Genomic DNA, 13,759 nt, shown 5'->3' with positions numbered 1-13,759 from the left:
CCCGGGGTGGTACCCCGGGCGGAGCCGCGTCAGAGGAGCGGCATGCCGCCCACCTTGCCCTGGTCGACCACCGGGAGCATGCCGACGGCCTGCTCGGTCACCCCGCTGTCCGCGGCGGTGTGCGCCAGCGTCTGGGTGAGGCCGCCCGCCATCCGCCCGGTGTCCTCGGCGGCGCCCCGCGCCACGGGGGCCACGACGGGCATGGCGGCCTTCACCGCGTCCCCGCCGACCTTCTCGGTCGTGTCGGTGGCGGCCCCGGTCGTCTCGCCGAGCGTCTGGCTGACGCCGTCCGGGTCCAGCGCCAGCCGACTCACGTCCGGCGTCACCGCCGCCGCCTGCCCGGCCGCGCCGACGACGGGCACGGCTCCCGCGGCGAGAAGGAGGGCGGCCTTGGCCAGACGGCGGGTAAGAGGGTGGGACATGATGCTCCTTTGCCGGAGAGGGGCGGTTCGACGCAGTGCCTATCGGGTGCCGGTGGGCTGAGGTTGCGGCCGCCGTAGGTAAAGGATGGGTAATGCGCCCGGATGTCCCCGCCGGTCAGGACGCCGGAGAGCGCCACGGAATGCCGGAGAACGCCGGAGAACGCCGGGGGCACCGGGAAACGGCGGGGCCCGGCGAAAACGACGGCACCGCCCGAATGGACGGCCCTCAGAAAAGCGCGAGCCTCAGCTCGCCCGCCGCGTTCTCCTCGGGCGCGGCCTCGCGCCAGCCCTCGGCCGCGCTCGTCGCCTCCCAGACCAGGTCGCCGTAAGCGATCCGCTCGATGCCCAGCTGCTCGGAGTGCGCCACCGACCAGTGCGCGAGCTCCCAGCCCCGCGCGCTCTCGCCGCCCTCCTCGACCGGGACCGTGAGGGAGCCCTCCTCGCCCATCGGGCGCACCGCCTCGCCGAACTCCCGCACCATGCGCTCGTGCACCTCGCCCGGCCGGCTCGCGGGGCGCTCCCCGACCGGCCAGACGCAGCTGAGCGAGGCCGCCTCCCGCCCGGTCAGCGCCCCGGCGAGCAGCGCGGCCTCCTCCTCGTGCTTGGCGTACTCGTCGGGGAACGCGCTGCGCTGCACCTCCTGCGCGGCGACCGTCAGCGGCAGCGACTCGTACCCGTCGATCTCGACCAGCCGGTCGTAGAACGCCCCCGCCGCGTACACCGGGTCCGTCACCTGCTCCGGCGTTCCCCAGCCCTGCGACGGGCGCTGCTGGAAGAGGCCGAGGGAGTCGCGGTCGCCGTGGTCCAGGTTGCGCAGGCTCGACTCCTGCATCGCCGTCGCGAGGGCGATGGTCACCGCCTGCTCGGGCAGCGCGCGGGAGGAGGCGACCGCCTCGATGGTGGCCGCGTTGGCCGCCTGGACCGGCTGGAGCCTCATGGCCGTCCCGCCGTCCGCGCCGGCCACCGCGCAGTGCGGCTCGTCCGCGGGGCCCGGCGTGAACTGCACGTAGGCATAGGTCCCCAGGGCCAGCAGGACCACCGTGGCGAACGTGCCGCGCAAGGCGCGGCTGCTTCGCTTGGCGGTTGTCCGTTCGGGCACCGAACGAGGGTAACGGGTCCCGTCCGCCGCCCGTCCCGCCCGGGTACGGTGAGGCCATGGAACCACCCGCCGCAGCCGCCGAAGTGTCCACCGTGATCGAGGGAGGCACCCTCGATCTCGATCGGGACGCCGCCGCCCTGACGGCGCAGCTCGTCGACATCCCCTCCGTCAGCGGCACCGAGAAGACGATCGCCGACGCGGTGACCGCGGCGCTCGGCACCCTGCCCTGGCTGACGGTCCACCGCCACGGGAACAACGTGGTCGCGCGCACGGAGTTGGGCCTGGCGCAGCGGGTGATCCTCGCCGGGCACATCGACACCGTGCCGATCGCGGAGAACGTCCCCTCCCGGCTGGACGCGGACGGCGTGCTGTGGGGCTGCGGGACCTGCGACATGAAGTCGGGCGTCGCGGTGCAGCTGCGGATCGCGGCGACCGTGCCGCGCCCCAACCGGGACCTCACCTTCGTCTTCTACGACAACGAGGAGGTCGAGGCCGAGAGGAACGGCCTGGGCCACCTGGCCGCGGCCCATCCCGAGTGGCTGGCCGGGGACTTCGCCGTGCTGCTCGAACCGTCGAGCGGCCAGGTGGAGGGCGGCTGCCAGGGCACGCTGCGCGTGGTGCTGCGGCTGGCGGGCCAGCGCGCGCACTCGGCCCGCTCCTGGACCGGGTCCAACGCCATCCACGCCGCGGCCCCCGTCCTCGCCCGGCTGGCCGCGTACGAGCCGCGCCGCCCGGTGATCGACGGCCTGGAGTACCGCGAGGGTCTCGGCGCCGTGCGCGTCGAGGGCGGCATCGCGGGGAACGTGATCCCCGACGCGTGCCTGGTCACGGTCAACTACCGCTACGCCCCCGACCGTTCACCCGAGGAGGCGGTCGCCCACGTGCGGGAGGTCTTCGCCGGCTGCGGTGTGGCCGAGTTCACCGTGACCGACCACTCGCCCGGCGCGCTGCCGGGGCTCTCGCACCCGGCGGCCCGCGCGTTCATCGAGGCGGTCGGCGGCGAGCCGCGGCCCAAGTACGGCTGGACGGACGTCTCGCGGTTCAGCGCCCTGGGCGTGCCCGCGGTCAACTACGGCCCCGGCGACCCCGACCTCGCCCACAAGCGGGACGAGCGGGTGGCGACCGGGACGGTCCTGCACTGCGAGGAGCGGCTGCGCGCCTGGCTGACGGCCGACGCGCCACGGCCCGCGTGACCGTACGCTGCGAAGCGGCCCCGGGTGTGGGTCATCAGCGAGTTTTCCAGCGAGTTCTCAGCGAGGAGCACGGCATGAGCGGCAGCGCGGAGTCCCCCGAGCGGCACCGCAGGAACGAGCAGCACCTCGGCCCCGTGGTGCGCCGGCGCGGCCAGGTGATGGCGGGCACCGCCGACCAGCGGCTCCTCGACACCCGGGGTCCCTCGGACTGGGTGCACGGCGACCCCTGGCGGGTGCTGCGGATCCAGTCGGAGTTCGTGGAGGGGTTCGGCGCCCTGGCCGAACTCGGCCCGGCGGTCAGCGTCTTCGGCTCCGCGCGCACCGCGCCCGGCTCGCCGGAGTACGAGCTGGGCCGCCGCATCGGGCACGGCCTGGCGGAGGCGGGGTTCGCGGTGATCACCGGCGGTGGCCCCGGCGCCATGGAGGCGGCCAACCGGGGCGCCAGCGAGTACGGCGGGGTGTCGGTCGGCCTCGGCATCGAGCTCCCGTTTGAACAGGGCCTCAACGAATACGTCGACATCGGGGTCAACTTCCGGTACTTCTTCGTCCGCAAGACGATGTTCGTGAAGTACGCGCAGGGCTTTCTCGTGCTGCCGGGGGGCCTTGGCACCCTGGACGAGCTGTTCGAGGCGCTGACCCTGGTGCAGACGCAGAAGGTCACCCGCTTCCCCATCGTGCTGGTCGGCACCGCCTACTGGCAGGGCCTGGCCGACTGGGTGCGCGAGACCGTGATCGCCCAGGGCAAGGCGTCCGCGAAGGACCTCGCCCTCTTCCACGTCACCGACGACGTGGACGAGGCGATCGCCCGCGTCACCAAGCCCTGACAGGCCCCGTGCGGGCCGTTCACGCGAGCCCGCGCCTGGCCACCGCCGGGGGGCGGCGGCCCGCGATCGAGGCCACCATGGAGAGCACCTGCCGGGTCTCGGCGACCTCGTGCACCCGGTAGACCCGGGCGCCGAGCCAGGCCGAGACCGCGGTGGTGGCCAGCGTGCCGATCAGCCGCTCCCTGACCGGCACGTCGAGCGTCTCGCCGACGAAGTCCTTGTTGGACAGCGAGACCAGCACCGGCCAGCCGGTGGCCGCCATCTCGCCGAGGCGCCGCGTCGCCTCCAGGGAGTGGCGCGTCGACTTCCCGAAGTCGTGTCCCGGGTCGATCAGTACGGCGTCGCGGCGCACCCCGAGCCCCACGGCCCGCTCCGCCAGGCCGACGGTGACCCGCAGGATGTCGGCCATCACGTCCTCGTAGGCGACCCGGTGGGGCCTGGTGCGCGGGCGGGCGCCGCCCGCGTGCGTGCAGACCAGCCCCACGCCGTGCCGGGCCGCCGCCTCGGCCAGCAGCGGATCGACCCCGCCCCAGGCGTCGTTGATCAGGTCGGCCCCGGCCGCGCAGGCCGCCTCGGCCACCTCGTGCCGCCAGGTGTCCACGCTGATCACGACCGAGGGGTGGCGGCGTCGCACCTCCGCGACGAAGCCCGCGGTGCGGCGGATCTCCTCCGCCGCGTCCACCTCGGCGCCCGGCCCCGCCTTGACGCCGCCGATGTCGATGATCGCCGCGCCCTCGGCCACGGCCCGCTCCACGCGCGCCAGCGCCTCCTCCTCCCCGAAGGTGGCGCCCTGGTCGTAGAACGAGTCCGGCGTCCGGTTGACGATGGCCATGATCACCGGCTCCTCGGGCCCGAACTCTCGCGTCCCAAGCCGCAGCATCCCGCTCAGCTCTCCGATCTCGCCCGGGTACGGGCCTCGCCGACGTACGCTGTCGAACCTACCTGCCCGTCCGCGTCCGCCGTCCATGCGACGATCGGCGCGGGAGTTGGACGAACCAAGGGGAGACGGCCGTGTTCTGGTTTCTGATGGCGGCGATGGTCGTGGTGATCGCCGCGGTCACGCTGGCGGTGCTCGGCAGCGGGGACGGCACCGGGGGGCCCTCCACCGGCGGACTCGCCGACGCCGAGCCGGACCGCCTCGACGACCCGCTGCCCATGGACCGGCCGGTCGCCCCGGCCGACGTGGTGCGGGTACGGCTCCCGGTGGCGCCCCGCGGGTACCGGATGGCCGAGGTGGACGACGTGCTGGACCGGCTCGCGGCGGAGATCGCCGAGCGCGACGCGCGGATCAGCGAGCTGGAGACGGCGCTCGCCGGAGCCCGCGGCGCGGCGGCCGAGGGATCCGCCCTCGGCGCCGCCGCGCGCCCGCCCGAGCCCCGCTGAGGCCGCCGCTCCGCCGCTCCTCACGCCCCGCGGAAGGTGGGGCGTTCCTTGCGGGCGAACGCGGCGACCGCCCCGCGGTGGTCCTCGGTCGCCCCGGCCTCGCCCTGGAGCCGCTCCTCCAGCTCCAGCGTCTCGGGGAGCGAGTGGTCGGCGGCGAAGGCCAGGGACTCCTTGATCGCCGCGTAGGCGGCGGTCGGCCCGTGCGCGAGGCGCTCGGCGATCTCCCGTGCGGCGGTGGGGAGTTCCTCGTCGGGAACGACCCGTTGCACGATGCCGAGGCGCTCCGCCTCGGCCGCGTCCACCTTTCTCGGGAAGAGCAGGAGATCCGCCGCGCGGGAGTGGCCGATCGCCCTCGGCAGGGTCCAGGAGAGGCCCGAGTCGGCGGTGAGGGCAATTCCCGCGAAGGCCGTGTTGAAAGAGGCGCTCTCCGCGGCCACGCGGTAGTCGGCGGCGAGCGCGAAGCCGAAACCGGCCCCGGCCGCCACGCCGTTGACGGCGGCCACCACGGGTTTCCGCATTCCTGTGATCGCGCTCACGATCGGGCTGTAGTGGAGTGCCACGGTGCGCATCGGCTCGTCTTCTCCCGCCAATGCCTCCCCATGTTCCTTGAGGTCCTGACCCACGCAGAAGGCACGCCCGTTGCCGGTGAGCAGAACCGCTCGCACCTGGGATTCCACGGCTGCCCGCCGCAAGGAGTCGCGCAGGGCTTCCTTCGCCTCCACATTCAGGGCATTCATCGCCCCGGGGCGATTCAGCGTGACAGTCGCGAGACCGTCGGTTACCTCGTAGAGCACGGTGTCGGTGTCGGCCATGCCGCACAGCATGACGCAGGGATCAGTGCTATCGCGGGACAATCGGCGAATTGAGTGGTTTTGCGCGTGCGCGTTGCCGAAGGGATACAGGCCAATGTTGGTCATGAGGACGTTCCATGCGGGATAATGGCCTGAAGCAATGTGTTCGAGGCCGGTGACCCCTGTGTTGTCGGCTCCGACGAGGCTGGTTCAGGAAGGGGAACGAGCATGGCGGCCATGAAGCCGCGGACGGGCGATGGTCCGCTTGAGGTGACCAAGGAGGGGCGGGGCATCATCATGCGCGTTCCGCTCGAAGGCGGTGGCCGACTCGTCGTCGAGCTCACCCCGGACGAAGCGGTCGCGCTTGACGAGGAGCTGAAGAAGGTGACCGGCTGAGCCGCCGCGCTCCGAGCTGACTCTTCGGCGCTGCCCCGGGACCGTTCCGGGGCAGCGCCGTCTTGCCGTCCCGGTCGTTCCGGTCCTCGGGGCCGTCCCGGTCCTCGGGGTCGTCCAGGGCTCCTGTCCGGCTCCGTCGCTCAGGCGCGGGCCGCGCAGAGCAGGCCGTCGCCGACCGGCAGCAGCGCGGGCACGAGGTCCTTGCTCTCCCGGATGGCGCGCAGCAGTTCGCGCAGCTTCCTGACCTCGGTCGGGGCGGCGGCCGAGTCCACGGTCCGTCCGTTGGCGAAGACCCCGGCGAAGCAGACGAGCCCGCCGGGCCGCAGCAGCCGCAACGATTCTGCCAGCGACTCCAGGCACTCCAGCCGGTCGCCGTCGCAGAAGACGAGGTCGTAGCCGCCGTCCGTCAGCCGCGGCAGCACGTCGAGGGCGTGCCCGGGGATGAGCCGGGCGCGGTTGGCCGCGAAGCCCGCCATCCGGAACGCCTGACGGGCGAACTGCTGCCGCTCCGGCTCGATGTCCACGGTGGTGAGCACGGAGTCGGGCCGCATCCCGGCGAGCAGGTGGATGCCGGAGACGCCGGTGCCGGTGCCGATCTCCACCACGGCCCTGGCCCCCGAGACGGTGGCGAGCAGGCGCAGGGCGTCGCCGGTGCCCGGCGAGACGGCGCGCACCCCGCCCTCCCCGGCCCGGTCGCGGGCCCAGCGCAGGGCCACCCCCTCGGGGCTCTCGGCGTCCGGTGCGCCATACGCCTCGGCGAACGCCCAGCTCGTCAGCCGGTTGCCGGTAATGGCCCTCTCCTGTCCCCGTCTGTCACGCGCTTTGACTGTATCGACTCCACCGGGGAACAGGGCGCCCGGACCGGACGTTGGATCAACGGGCGGAGGGAAAGCCGTCCAAGAAATGCTTATCCGGAGCTAACGGGGCAGGTGGCTATGGTAGGGACTCCACTGGACACCACCAGAGCCAACAGGGGAGGTGCGGCCGCGTCCACGGGCAGGGGGGTACTCAAACGCTTCCTGAAGTCCTCCGACGGGCCGAATTCCGTGACAGAGAACGCTGACGCCGACCGGGCGCGGGTCACCACCGAGGCGGCCGACGGCACCACCGCCGCCGTGGCCACGTTCAACGCGGCTTCCGACAGCGCGACCTGGGCGCCTCCGAGCTGGGAGGAGATCGTCGCCACCCACAGCGCTCGCGTCTACCGCCTCGCCTACCGGCTCACGGGGAACCAGCACGACGCGGAGGACCTCACGCAGGAGGTCTTCGTCCGCGTCTTCCGTTCGCTGTCCACCTACACCCCCGGCACGTTCGAGGGGTGGCTCCACCGCATCACGACCAACCTGTTCCTGGACTCGGTGCGCCGCAAGCAGCGCATCCGGTTCGACGCCCTCGGCGAGGACGCGGCCGACCGGCTGCCGAGCCGGGAGCCCACCCCCCAGCAGCACTTCAACGACACGCACTTCGACGCCGACGTGCAGCAGGCCCTCGACACCCTCGCCCCCGACTTCCGCGCCGCGGTGGTGCTCTGCGACATCGAGGGGCTGAGCTATGAGGAGATCGCGACCACGCTGGGCGTGAAGCTGGGCACGGTCCGCAGCCGGATCCACCGTGGCCGCTCCCACCTGCGCAAGGCGCTGCGGCACCGTTCGCCGCGCGAGCGTGCCGAGCGCGCCGAGTCCGTGCTCGCGGGGGTGCCCGCCTCGTCCCTCGCGGAGGAAGGCGGACCGGAGTGACCAGCGCCGCCGAGACCGGCCCGGCCGACCATCACCTCGGGGAGAGCCTGGCCGCTCTGGTCGACGGCGAGCTCTCCCACGACAGCAGGGACCGGGTCCTGGCCCACCTCGCCACCTGCCCCAGCTGCAAGGCGGAGGCGGACGCCCAGCGGGAGCTGAAGAGCGTGTTCGCCGAGAGTCCGCTGCCCGGCCCCTCGGACGGGCTGCTGGCCAGGCTCCAGGGGCTTCCCGCCGCCGACGCGGGCCCCGGCTCCCCCGCCTCCACGAGTGACCCGGCCCAGCCGCGGAAGCCGCCCTCGCCCCGGGGCGAGGGCACGTCGATGTTCCGCCTCGACCTGCTGCCCGGGGGCAGGCAGCGCGAGTCGCTGCTCAGCCCGCCGCGGCTCGGCCAGGAGCGCGGCTTCCGGATACATGAGACAGGTGGCTTCCGGGCCGGCCGCGGCCACCGGCTCGCCTTCGCCGCCGCGGGCGCGGTCTCGCTGGCGGCGTTCGCGATCGGCGGCGCGGTCACCAGCGTCTCCGCCGGGGCGGTCGCCTCGGGCTCGGGGGCACCGAGCACGGTGGCCGAGGGCAGCCCCGTCAGCCAGGCCGGCGCGGCTCGCACCTCGGGCGGGCGTTCGGAGGAGGAAGAGCGGCGCCCCGGCACGCTCACCGCCCACACGGTGGCGCTCTCCCTGCTCAGCGCACCCGCCGGGCCGATCGGGCCGAGCGGCCAGCTCTTCCCGTTGCTCGGTGAATCCGTGGGTCTCAGCCCCGCGAGCGCGTCCGCCGCGGGGCCCTCGGCCGAGCCGAGCGTCCTCGGAGCACTGAGCCCCCGCTGAATCCCGGCGACTGACCTGGTTGAATTCCAGCCGGGAAGAGGATGCCGCGGACAGGATGGGACCAGCCGCCATGGACAAGGCGAACAGCGCGCCCGGCCAGCCGGAGTCCCGGCCCGGACACGACCCGTACGGCACTCCGCCCTACGGTCAGCCGGGACCGTGGGCCCCCGCCCCGCCGGTTCAGCGGCCCAGCCCGACGCCGCCCGCGGGCACCTACGTGCCGCCGGAACACACCACCCCGGCCGGGGGCACGCACCTTCCTCCGGGCGGGACGCCCGCGGGCGGCACGCACGTTCCGCCGCGCTACGACCCCTGGGCCGGGCACGGCTCCGCCGTGCCCCCGCCCGCCGCCCTCCCGGGGCAGGCGGGTGGGCAGGCGGCGGAGCCCGACCACCCCAGGACGTCGAGCCTGGTGGCGGGCGCCGCGGTGGTCGCGCTGATCGCCGGACTCATCGGCGGCGGCGTCGGCTCCTACCTGGAGCGCAACGGCACGTTCAGCGACGTCAGGCTGGAGCAGACCGTCACCGAGAACGGCCCCGCCCCCGAGGGGAGCATCGCCGGGATCGCCCAGACGGTGGTGCCCGGCGTGGTCACCCTGCACGTCTCCGGCTCGGGCGAGGCGGGCAGCGGCACCGGCTTCGTCCTGGACGACGAGGGCCACATCCTCACCAACGCCCATGTGGTGCGGCCCGCCGCCGAGGGCGGCGTGATAGACGTCACCTTCAGCAGCGGCGACTCGGCACGGGCCGAGGTGGTGGGCCAGGACAGCGGTTACGACCTGGCCGTGGTCAAGGTCTCCGGCGTCTCGGGTCTGAGCCCTCTGACGCTGGGCGACTCCGACGCGGTGCGGGTCGGCGACCCGGTGGTGGCCGTCGGCGCCCCGTTCGAGCTCGCGGGCACCGTCACCTCCGGCATCATCAGCGCCACCGAGCGCCCCATCACGGCGGGCGGCGAGGAGGCGGACGGCTCCGACGTCAGCTATGTCAACGCCCTCCAGACCGACGCCCCGATCAACCCGGGGAACTCGGGCGGCCCGCTCGTGGACATCAACGGCCGCGTCATCGGCGTCAACAGCGCCATCCGCACGGCCGACAGCGGCGGCTTCGACACCGGCCAGGCGGGCAGCGTCGGCCTCGGCTTCGCCATCCCGGTCAACCAGGCGAAGGACGTGGCCGAGCAGCTGATCAACACGGGCAGGGCGACCTACCCGGTGATCGGCGTCACCCTCGACACCGGGTACCTGGGCGACGGCGCCCGGGTGGGCAGCTCGTCCGACACCCCGGCCGTCGTGCCCGGCAGCCCGGCCGACGAGGCCGGGGTGCGGGACGGCGACATCATCACCGCCGTGGACGGCGAGCGCGTCCGCAGCAGCGACGAGCTCATCGTCAAGATCCGCAGCCACCGCCCGGGGGACGAGCTGGAGCTCACCCTGGAGCGGGAGGGCGAGGACATGGCGCTGACCGTCACCCTCGGCGAGTCCGACGGTGACTGACCGGATCGGCCGCCCGGCCCGTGCCCCGGCGTTCACCGCCTTGTTGGTTCCGCCGTCTCCCATCGGTCGCCCCCTCCGGGGTACCGTTGCCATCTACCGAATGCGTGAGGGAGCTGTCCGGTGTTCTTCGATATAGGCTCACTCGAGTTCATCGTGCTGATCATCTTGGCGATTCTGGTCTTCGGTCCCGAGAAGCTGCCGAAGATGATCCACGATGCGGCCGGCTTCCTGCGGAAGATCCGTGAGTTCTCGGACAGCGCGAAGGCCGACATCCGCAGCGAGCTGGGGCCCGAGTTCAAGGATTTCGAATTCGAGGACCTCAATCCCCGGAGGTTCGCCAAGAAGCACCTGCTCGACAACGAGGACCTCGGTCTCAAGGAGATCACCAGCAGCCTTGACATGCGCAAGGAGCTGACGGAGGTCACCGACGCGGTGAACGGGCGCCCGGCGCGCCGCACGAGCCTGGACAAGCCGTCCGCGGCCGGAGCGGCCGAGACCGCCAAGGCGGCGAAGTCCGCCGCGGCGGCCGGAGGCACGGTCAAACTGGACAAGGAAGCCTCCGGCTCCCCCCAGCCCGAGACCCCGCCGCCTTTCGACGCCGACGCCACCTGAGTGGATTCGCGCCTCTTCGGGGGCATATGACACCACCCGATCTCCCGGCATGCCCGACACCCCGGACCCGGATGGCTATCCTCCCTATGTCCGGGGTGTGCCCAGGACGAGGGCAATGAGGAGGCGTCGCGTTAATGGAGACGACGAGTCGGGCGGAGCCGCAGGACGCGACAGGCGGCTCAGGCGCGTCCGGGGGACAGGACGCACCGCAGGGGGTGCCCGGTGCGCGCCGGGCGGTGGAAGGCTATCTGATGGCCGGGTTCCCCTGGTACGGCCTTGACGAGGCCTTCACGGGACCGCGCTGGCTCATGCAGGTCGGGGTCGCCGCCGACGGAGCGGTGGAGCACGGCTCCACCGGCCACGGCGACGAGCCGTCGCTGCGCGGGGAGCTCGGCGAGCAGGAGCAGCGGTTCGCGGTCGTGGTCACGGTCGCCAGCCGCCCGGTCCGCCGCAGCCCGGACGGCAACGGCGTGCTGGAGGCCACCTCGGTCTCGTCGGCCGCGTGGCTCTCCGGGTCGGGTCTGCTGTCATGCACCTGGCCTGCTCAGATGGAGCGGGCCCTGCGGCAGGACTGGCTGGAGCAGCAGACCGCCATCGCCTGGGAGCTGGCCGACGATCTGCACGGCGGCGCCTGGACGGTGCTGTCCCTGCCGGTGGACGGCGTGCCGACCGACTTCCACTACCGGGAGTCGGAGTACGGCTGGGTGCTGGCGGGCGCCGCGCAGCACGATGTGCACATCGGGGCCTATGGGCGCGGCATGAGCGCCTACGGCCTGGGCTTCGCCGTGGTCAAGGACATCGAGAGCTACGCCTGAGGGGCCCCGCGCGGCCGTGCGGGTGGGCGGTGCCCACGCTGCCCACCCTTCGCCGCCCGCGGAGCCCGGCGATCCGGGCTCGCCTCAGAACTTGTTGCTCGGGGTCAGACCGAGCGACATCCCGGCCAGGCCGCGCGTCCGCCCGCCGAGCGAGGACGCGACCTTCCGCAGGGCGACCCCGGCCGGCGAGTCGGGGTCGGACAGCACGACGGGCTCGCCCTCGTCGCCGCCCTCCCGCAGCCGCACGTCGATCGGGATGGTGCCCAGCACCGGCACGTCGGCCCCCGTGGTCCGGGTCAGGCCCTCGGCGACCCGCCGGCCGCCGCCGCTGCCGAAGACGTCGACCATCTCCCCGCAGTGCGGGCACGGCAGGCCCGCCATGTTCTCCACGACGCCGACGATCTTCTGGTGCGTCTGGACCGCGATCGACCCGGCCCGCTCCGCGACCTCGGCCGCCGCCTGCTGCGGGGTGGTCACCACCAGGATCTCCGCGCCGGGGACCAGCTGCGCCACCGAGATGGCGATGTCCCCGGTGCCGGGCGGCAGGTCGAGCAGAAGCACGTCGAGGTCGCCCCAGTAGACGTCCGCGAGGAACTGCTGTAGCGCCCGGTGCAGCATCGGGCCGCGCCAGACCACCGGCGCGTTCCCCGGGGTGAACATCCCGATGGAGATCACCTTCACGCCGTGCGCCGAGGGCGGCATGATCATGTTCTCCACCTGGGTGGGCCTGGCGTCCGTGCCCAGCATCCTGGGCACCGAGTGGCCGTAGATGTCCGCGTCCACGACGCCGACCTTCAGCCCGTCCTGGGCCATGGCCGCCGCCAGGTTCACCGTGACCGACGACTTGCCGACGCCGCCCTTGCCGGAGGCCACCGCGTAGACGCGGGTCAGCGAGCCCGGCTGGGCGAACGGCACCTCGCGCTCGGCCTGCCCCCCGCGCAGCGAGGTCGCCAGCTCCTTGCGCTGCTCGTCGCTCATCACGTCCAGCTCGACCGTGACCTCCCGGACGCCGGGCACCGCGCGCACGGCGTCGGTCACGCTCGACGTGATGGAGTCCCGCATGGGGCAGCCCTGGATCGTCAGATAGACCCCGACCGCGACCGTGCCGTCACCGGAGATCTCCACCGACTTCACCATGCCGAGGTCGGTGATCGGGCGGTGGATCTCCGGGTCGTTCACGCGCGACAGTGCGGTCCGCACCGCGTCCTCGGTGGGAAGCGTGCCGGTCGCGCCCGCGGGAGAAGGAGTGTCGGTAGCCATGACCCCGATGGTACGGCGCGTGGGGCCCGTGACGGGACCGGCCCTCGGAGGCGTCGCGGCCGTGCCGGTACGCTGCGGCTCGTGACAGCAACCGCCCCCTCACTCCGTCTCGACTGGCGCCGGTCCGTGGGGGGTGTGGCCTCCGCGGGAGCGCTGGCCCTCGCCCTCACGGGGTGCGGCGCGGAGGAAAAGGAACCCGAGACCAACGGCCTCGACCAGCTGCCGGCCGCCGAGATAGAGGAGCGGGCCCAGGAGGCCGCCGCCGGGGCCGCCACGGTCCGGCTCTCGGGGACCGTCCTCACCGAGCACGGCTCCTTCCGAATCGACGTGCGCCTGGGCGAGGACGGCGGCATGGGCGAGGTCTCGGCGGACGGGACCACGTTCGAGCTGCTGCGGGTCGGCGATGACCTGTACATCAAGGCGGACCAGCAGTTCTGGGAGAGCGAGGGAATCCCCGAGGAGCTGGAGTCCGACCCCACCGAGACGCTGGACAGCATGTACGTCAGGGTCGTGCCCGAGGACCCGGCCTACGCCGAGCTCAGCGGCTTCACGGACAAGAACACCCTGCTCGACGGGCTGCTGGCGCTGGACGGCGAGCGCGAGGCGGGCGGCGAGGGCGAGATCGACGGCACGCCCACGATCCGCGTGGAGGCGGACGGCGGCGCCGGGGGGGCGATGGAGGTGTCGCTGACCGGGACCCCGTACCCGCTCCGCCTGGAGCGGGGCGGCGAGGCGGGCCAGCTGTCGATGGACGACTGGGGTGAGGAGTTCTCCCTGAACGCGCCCAAGGAGGACGAGATCATCGACTACGGCGACGCCGTGATCAACCCCGACGAGTAGCCTTCCCGCCCTCCTCGCCCCGGCCCCTGCCCCTGGACCCGCGCCTGCGGGCCGGCAGGCCGCTGGGGGTGTCCA

At 73.3% G+C, this 13,759-nt stretch carries 16 protein-coding genes; 10 read left to right on the top strand and 6 right to left on the bottom strand.

Annotated elements, in window-relative coordinates; all coding sequences use genetic code 11:
• Nucleotides 1-29: 29 nt before the first annotated feature.
• Complete coding sequence (locus ADY01_RS35955; RefSeq protein WP_053170672.1) at nt 30-422, bottom strand: hypothetical protein; 393 nt, start codon at nt 420-422, stop codon at nt 30-32.
• 226 nt (nt 423-648) lie between these two features.
• Nucleotides 649-1,521, bottom strand: coding sequence for a hypothetical protein (locus ADY01_RS10070; RefSeq protein ID WP_063784180.1), 873 nt, complete (start codon nt 1,519-1,521; stop codon nt 649-651).
• Between the two features lie 56 nt (nt 1,522-1,577).
• On the opposite strand from ADY01_RS10070, the gene dapE reads away from it, so the two are divergent.
• Nucleotides 1,578-2,714, top strand: coding sequence for a succinyl-diaminopimelate desuccinylase (gene dapE / locus ADY01_RS10065; protein ID WP_049569295.1), 1,137 nt, complete (start codon nt 1,578-1,580; stop codon nt 2,712-2,714).
• Between the two features lie 74 nt (nt 2,715-2,788).
• Nucleotides 2,789-3,538, top strand: coding sequence for a TIGR00730 family Rossman fold protein (locus tag ADY01_RS10060; RefSeq protein ID WP_049569292.1), 750 nt, complete (start codon nt 2,789-2,791; stop codon nt 3,536-3,538).
• A 19-nt stretch (nt 3,539-3,557) separates the two neighbouring features.
• Here ADY01_RS10060 and folP read toward each other — a convergent pair whose 3' ends face one another.
• Nucleotides 3,558-4,418: a dihydropteroate synthase gene (gene folP / locus ADY01_RS10055; protein ID WP_049569290.1), complete on the bottom strand. Its 861-nt coding sequence runs from the start codon at nt 4,416-4,418 to the stop codon at nt 3,558-3,560.
• Between the two features lie 131 nt (nt 4,419-4,549).
• Here folP and ADY01_RS10050 point away from each other — a divergent pair, with 131 nt between their 5' ends.
• Nucleotides 4,550-4,921 carry a DivIVA domain-containing protein gene (locus ADY01_RS10050; protein ID WP_078900164.1) on the top strand — a complete coding sequence of 124 codons (372 nt, stop codon included), beginning with the start codon at nt 4,550-4,552 and terminating at the stop codon, nt 4,919-4,921.
• Nucleotides 4,922-4,941: 20 nt separating this feature from the next.
• Here ADY01_RS10050 and ADY01_RS10045 read toward each other — a convergent pair whose 3' ends face one another.
• Nucleotides 4,942-5,733 carry an enoyl-CoA hydratase/isomerase family protein gene (locus tag ADY01_RS10045; protein WP_049569351.1) on the bottom strand — a complete coding sequence of 264 codons (792 nt, stop codon included), beginning with the start codon at nt 5,731-5,733 and terminating at the stop codon, nt 4,942-4,944.
• Between the two features lie 207 nt (nt 5,734-5,940).
• Between ADY01_RS10045 and ADY01_RS36855 the strand changes: the two genes are divergently transcribed.
• The gene (locus ADY01_RS36855; protein WP_019434894.1) at nt 5,941-6,108 is read left to right on the top strand and encodes a DUF3117 domain-containing protein; all 168 of its coding nucleotides are present in this window, start codon (nt 5,941-5,943) and stop codon (nt 6,106-6,108) included.
• Nucleotides 6,109-6,248: 140 nt separating this feature from the next.
• Here ADY01_RS36855 and ADY01_RS10040 read toward each other — a convergent pair whose 3' ends face one another.
• Nucleotides 6,249-6,959, bottom strand: a complete 711-nt coding sequence (locus tag ADY01_RS10040) for an O-methyltransferase (protein WP_078900161.1) — start codon at nt 6,957-6,959, stop codon at nt 6,249-6,251.
• A gap of 84 nt (nt 6,960-7,043) precedes the next feature.
• On the opposite strand from ADY01_RS10040, the gene sigE reads away from it, so the two are divergent.
• From sigE to ADY01_RS10015, 5 genes are all read left to right on the top strand, one after another.
• Complete coding sequence (gene sigE / locus ADY01_RS10035; protein WP_078900160.1) at nt 7,044-7,844, top strand: RNA polymerase sigma factor SigE; 801 nt, start codon at nt 7,044-7,046, stop codon at nt 7,842-7,844.
• Nucleotides 7,841-8,665, top strand: a complete 825-nt coding sequence (locus ADY01_RS10030) for an anti-sigma factor family protein (protein ID WP_053170669.1) — start codon at nt 7,841-7,843, stop codon at nt 8,663-8,665. The genes sigE and ADY01_RS10030 overlap by 4 nt, the downstream gene beginning before the upstream one ends.
• Nucleotides 8,666-8,675: 10 nt before the next feature.
• A complete protein-coding gene (locus tag ADY01_RS10025) occupies nt 8,676-10,157 on the top strand; it encodes a trypsin-like peptidase domain-containing protein (protein WP_049569283.1) in 1,482 nt (493 codons plus the stop codon).
• Nucleotides 10,158-10,277: 120 nt separating this feature from the next.
• The gene (locus ADY01_RS10020; RefSeq protein ID WP_049569281.1) at nt 10,278-10,769 is read left to right on the top strand and encodes a sec-independent translocase; all 492 of its coding nucleotides are present in this window, start codon (nt 10,278-10,280) and stop codon (nt 10,767-10,769) included.
• Between the two features lie 134 nt (nt 10,770-10,903).
• Nucleotides 10,904-11,584, top strand: a complete 681-nt coding sequence (locus tag ADY01_RS10015) for a hypothetical protein (protein ID WP_049569279.1) — start codon at nt 10,904-10,906, stop codon at nt 11,582-11,584.
• 84 nt (nt 11,585-11,668) lie between these two features.
• Here ADY01_RS10015 and ADY01_RS10010 read toward each other — a convergent pair whose 3' ends face one another.
• Nucleotides 11,669-12,844 (bottom strand): Mrp/NBP35 family ATP-binding protein, encoded by a 1,176-nt coding sequence (locus ADY01_RS10010; RefSeq protein WP_078900158.1) that lies wholly within the window; start codon nt 12,842-12,844, stop codon nt 11,669-11,671.
• A gap of 81 nt (nt 12,845-12,925) precedes the next feature.
• On the opposite strand from ADY01_RS10010, the gene ADY01_RS10005 reads away from it, so the two are divergent.
• Nucleotides 12,926-13,684 (top strand): hypothetical protein, encoded by a 759-nt coding sequence (locus tag ADY01_RS10005; RefSeq protein WP_234320159.1) that lies wholly within the window; start codon nt 12,926-12,928, stop codon nt 13,682-13,684.
• Nucleotides 13,685-13,759 lie beyond the last annotated feature (75 nt).

The sequence above is a fragment of the Streptomyces sp. SBT349 genome, from assembly GCF_001083795.1.
Taxonomy (GTDB): Bacteria; Actinomycetota; Actinomycetes; order Streptomycetales; family Streptomycetaceae; genus Streptomyces.
This window is presented reverse-complemented; position numbering and strand designations above follow the sequence as displayed.

Bases quoted from the DNA above. Each gene is read 5' to 3' on its own strand.
- folP (WP_049569290.1), bottom strand. From the start codon at position 4,418: ATGCTGCGGCTTGGGACGCGAGAGTTCGGGCCCGAGGAGCCGGTGATC.
- ADY01_RS35955 (WP_053170672.1), bottom strand. From the start codon at position 422: ATGTCCCACCCTCTTACCCGCCGTCTGGCCAAGGCCGCCCTCCTTCTC.
- ADY01_RS10060 (WP_049569292.1), top strand. From the start codon at position 2,789: ATGAGCGGCAGCGCGGAGTCCCCCGAGCGGCACCGCAGGAACGAGCAG.
- ADY01_RS10015 (WP_049569279.1), top strand. From the start codon at position 10,904: ATGGAGACGACGAGTCGGGCGGAGCCGCAGGACGCGACAGGCGGCTCA.
- ADY01_RS10045 (WP_049569351.1), bottom strand. From the start codon at position 5,733: ATGGCCGACACCGACACCGTGCTCTACGAGGTAACCGACGGTCTCGCG.
- ADY01_RS36855 (WP_019434894.1), top strand. From the start codon at position 5,941: ATGGCGGCCATGAAGCCGCGGACGGGCGATGGTCCGCTTGAGGTGACC.
- ADY01_RS10010 (WP_078900158.1), bottom strand. From the start codon at position 12,844: ATGGCTACCGACACTCCTTCTCCCGCGGGCGCGACCGGCACGCTTCCC.
- dapE (WP_049569295.1), top strand. From the start codon at position 1,578: ATGGAACCACCCGCCGCAGCCGCCGAAGTGTCCACCGTGATCGAGGGA.
- sigE (WP_078900160.1), top strand. From the start codon at position 7,044: ATGGTAGGGACTCCACTGGACACCACCAGAGCCAACAGGGGAGGTGCG.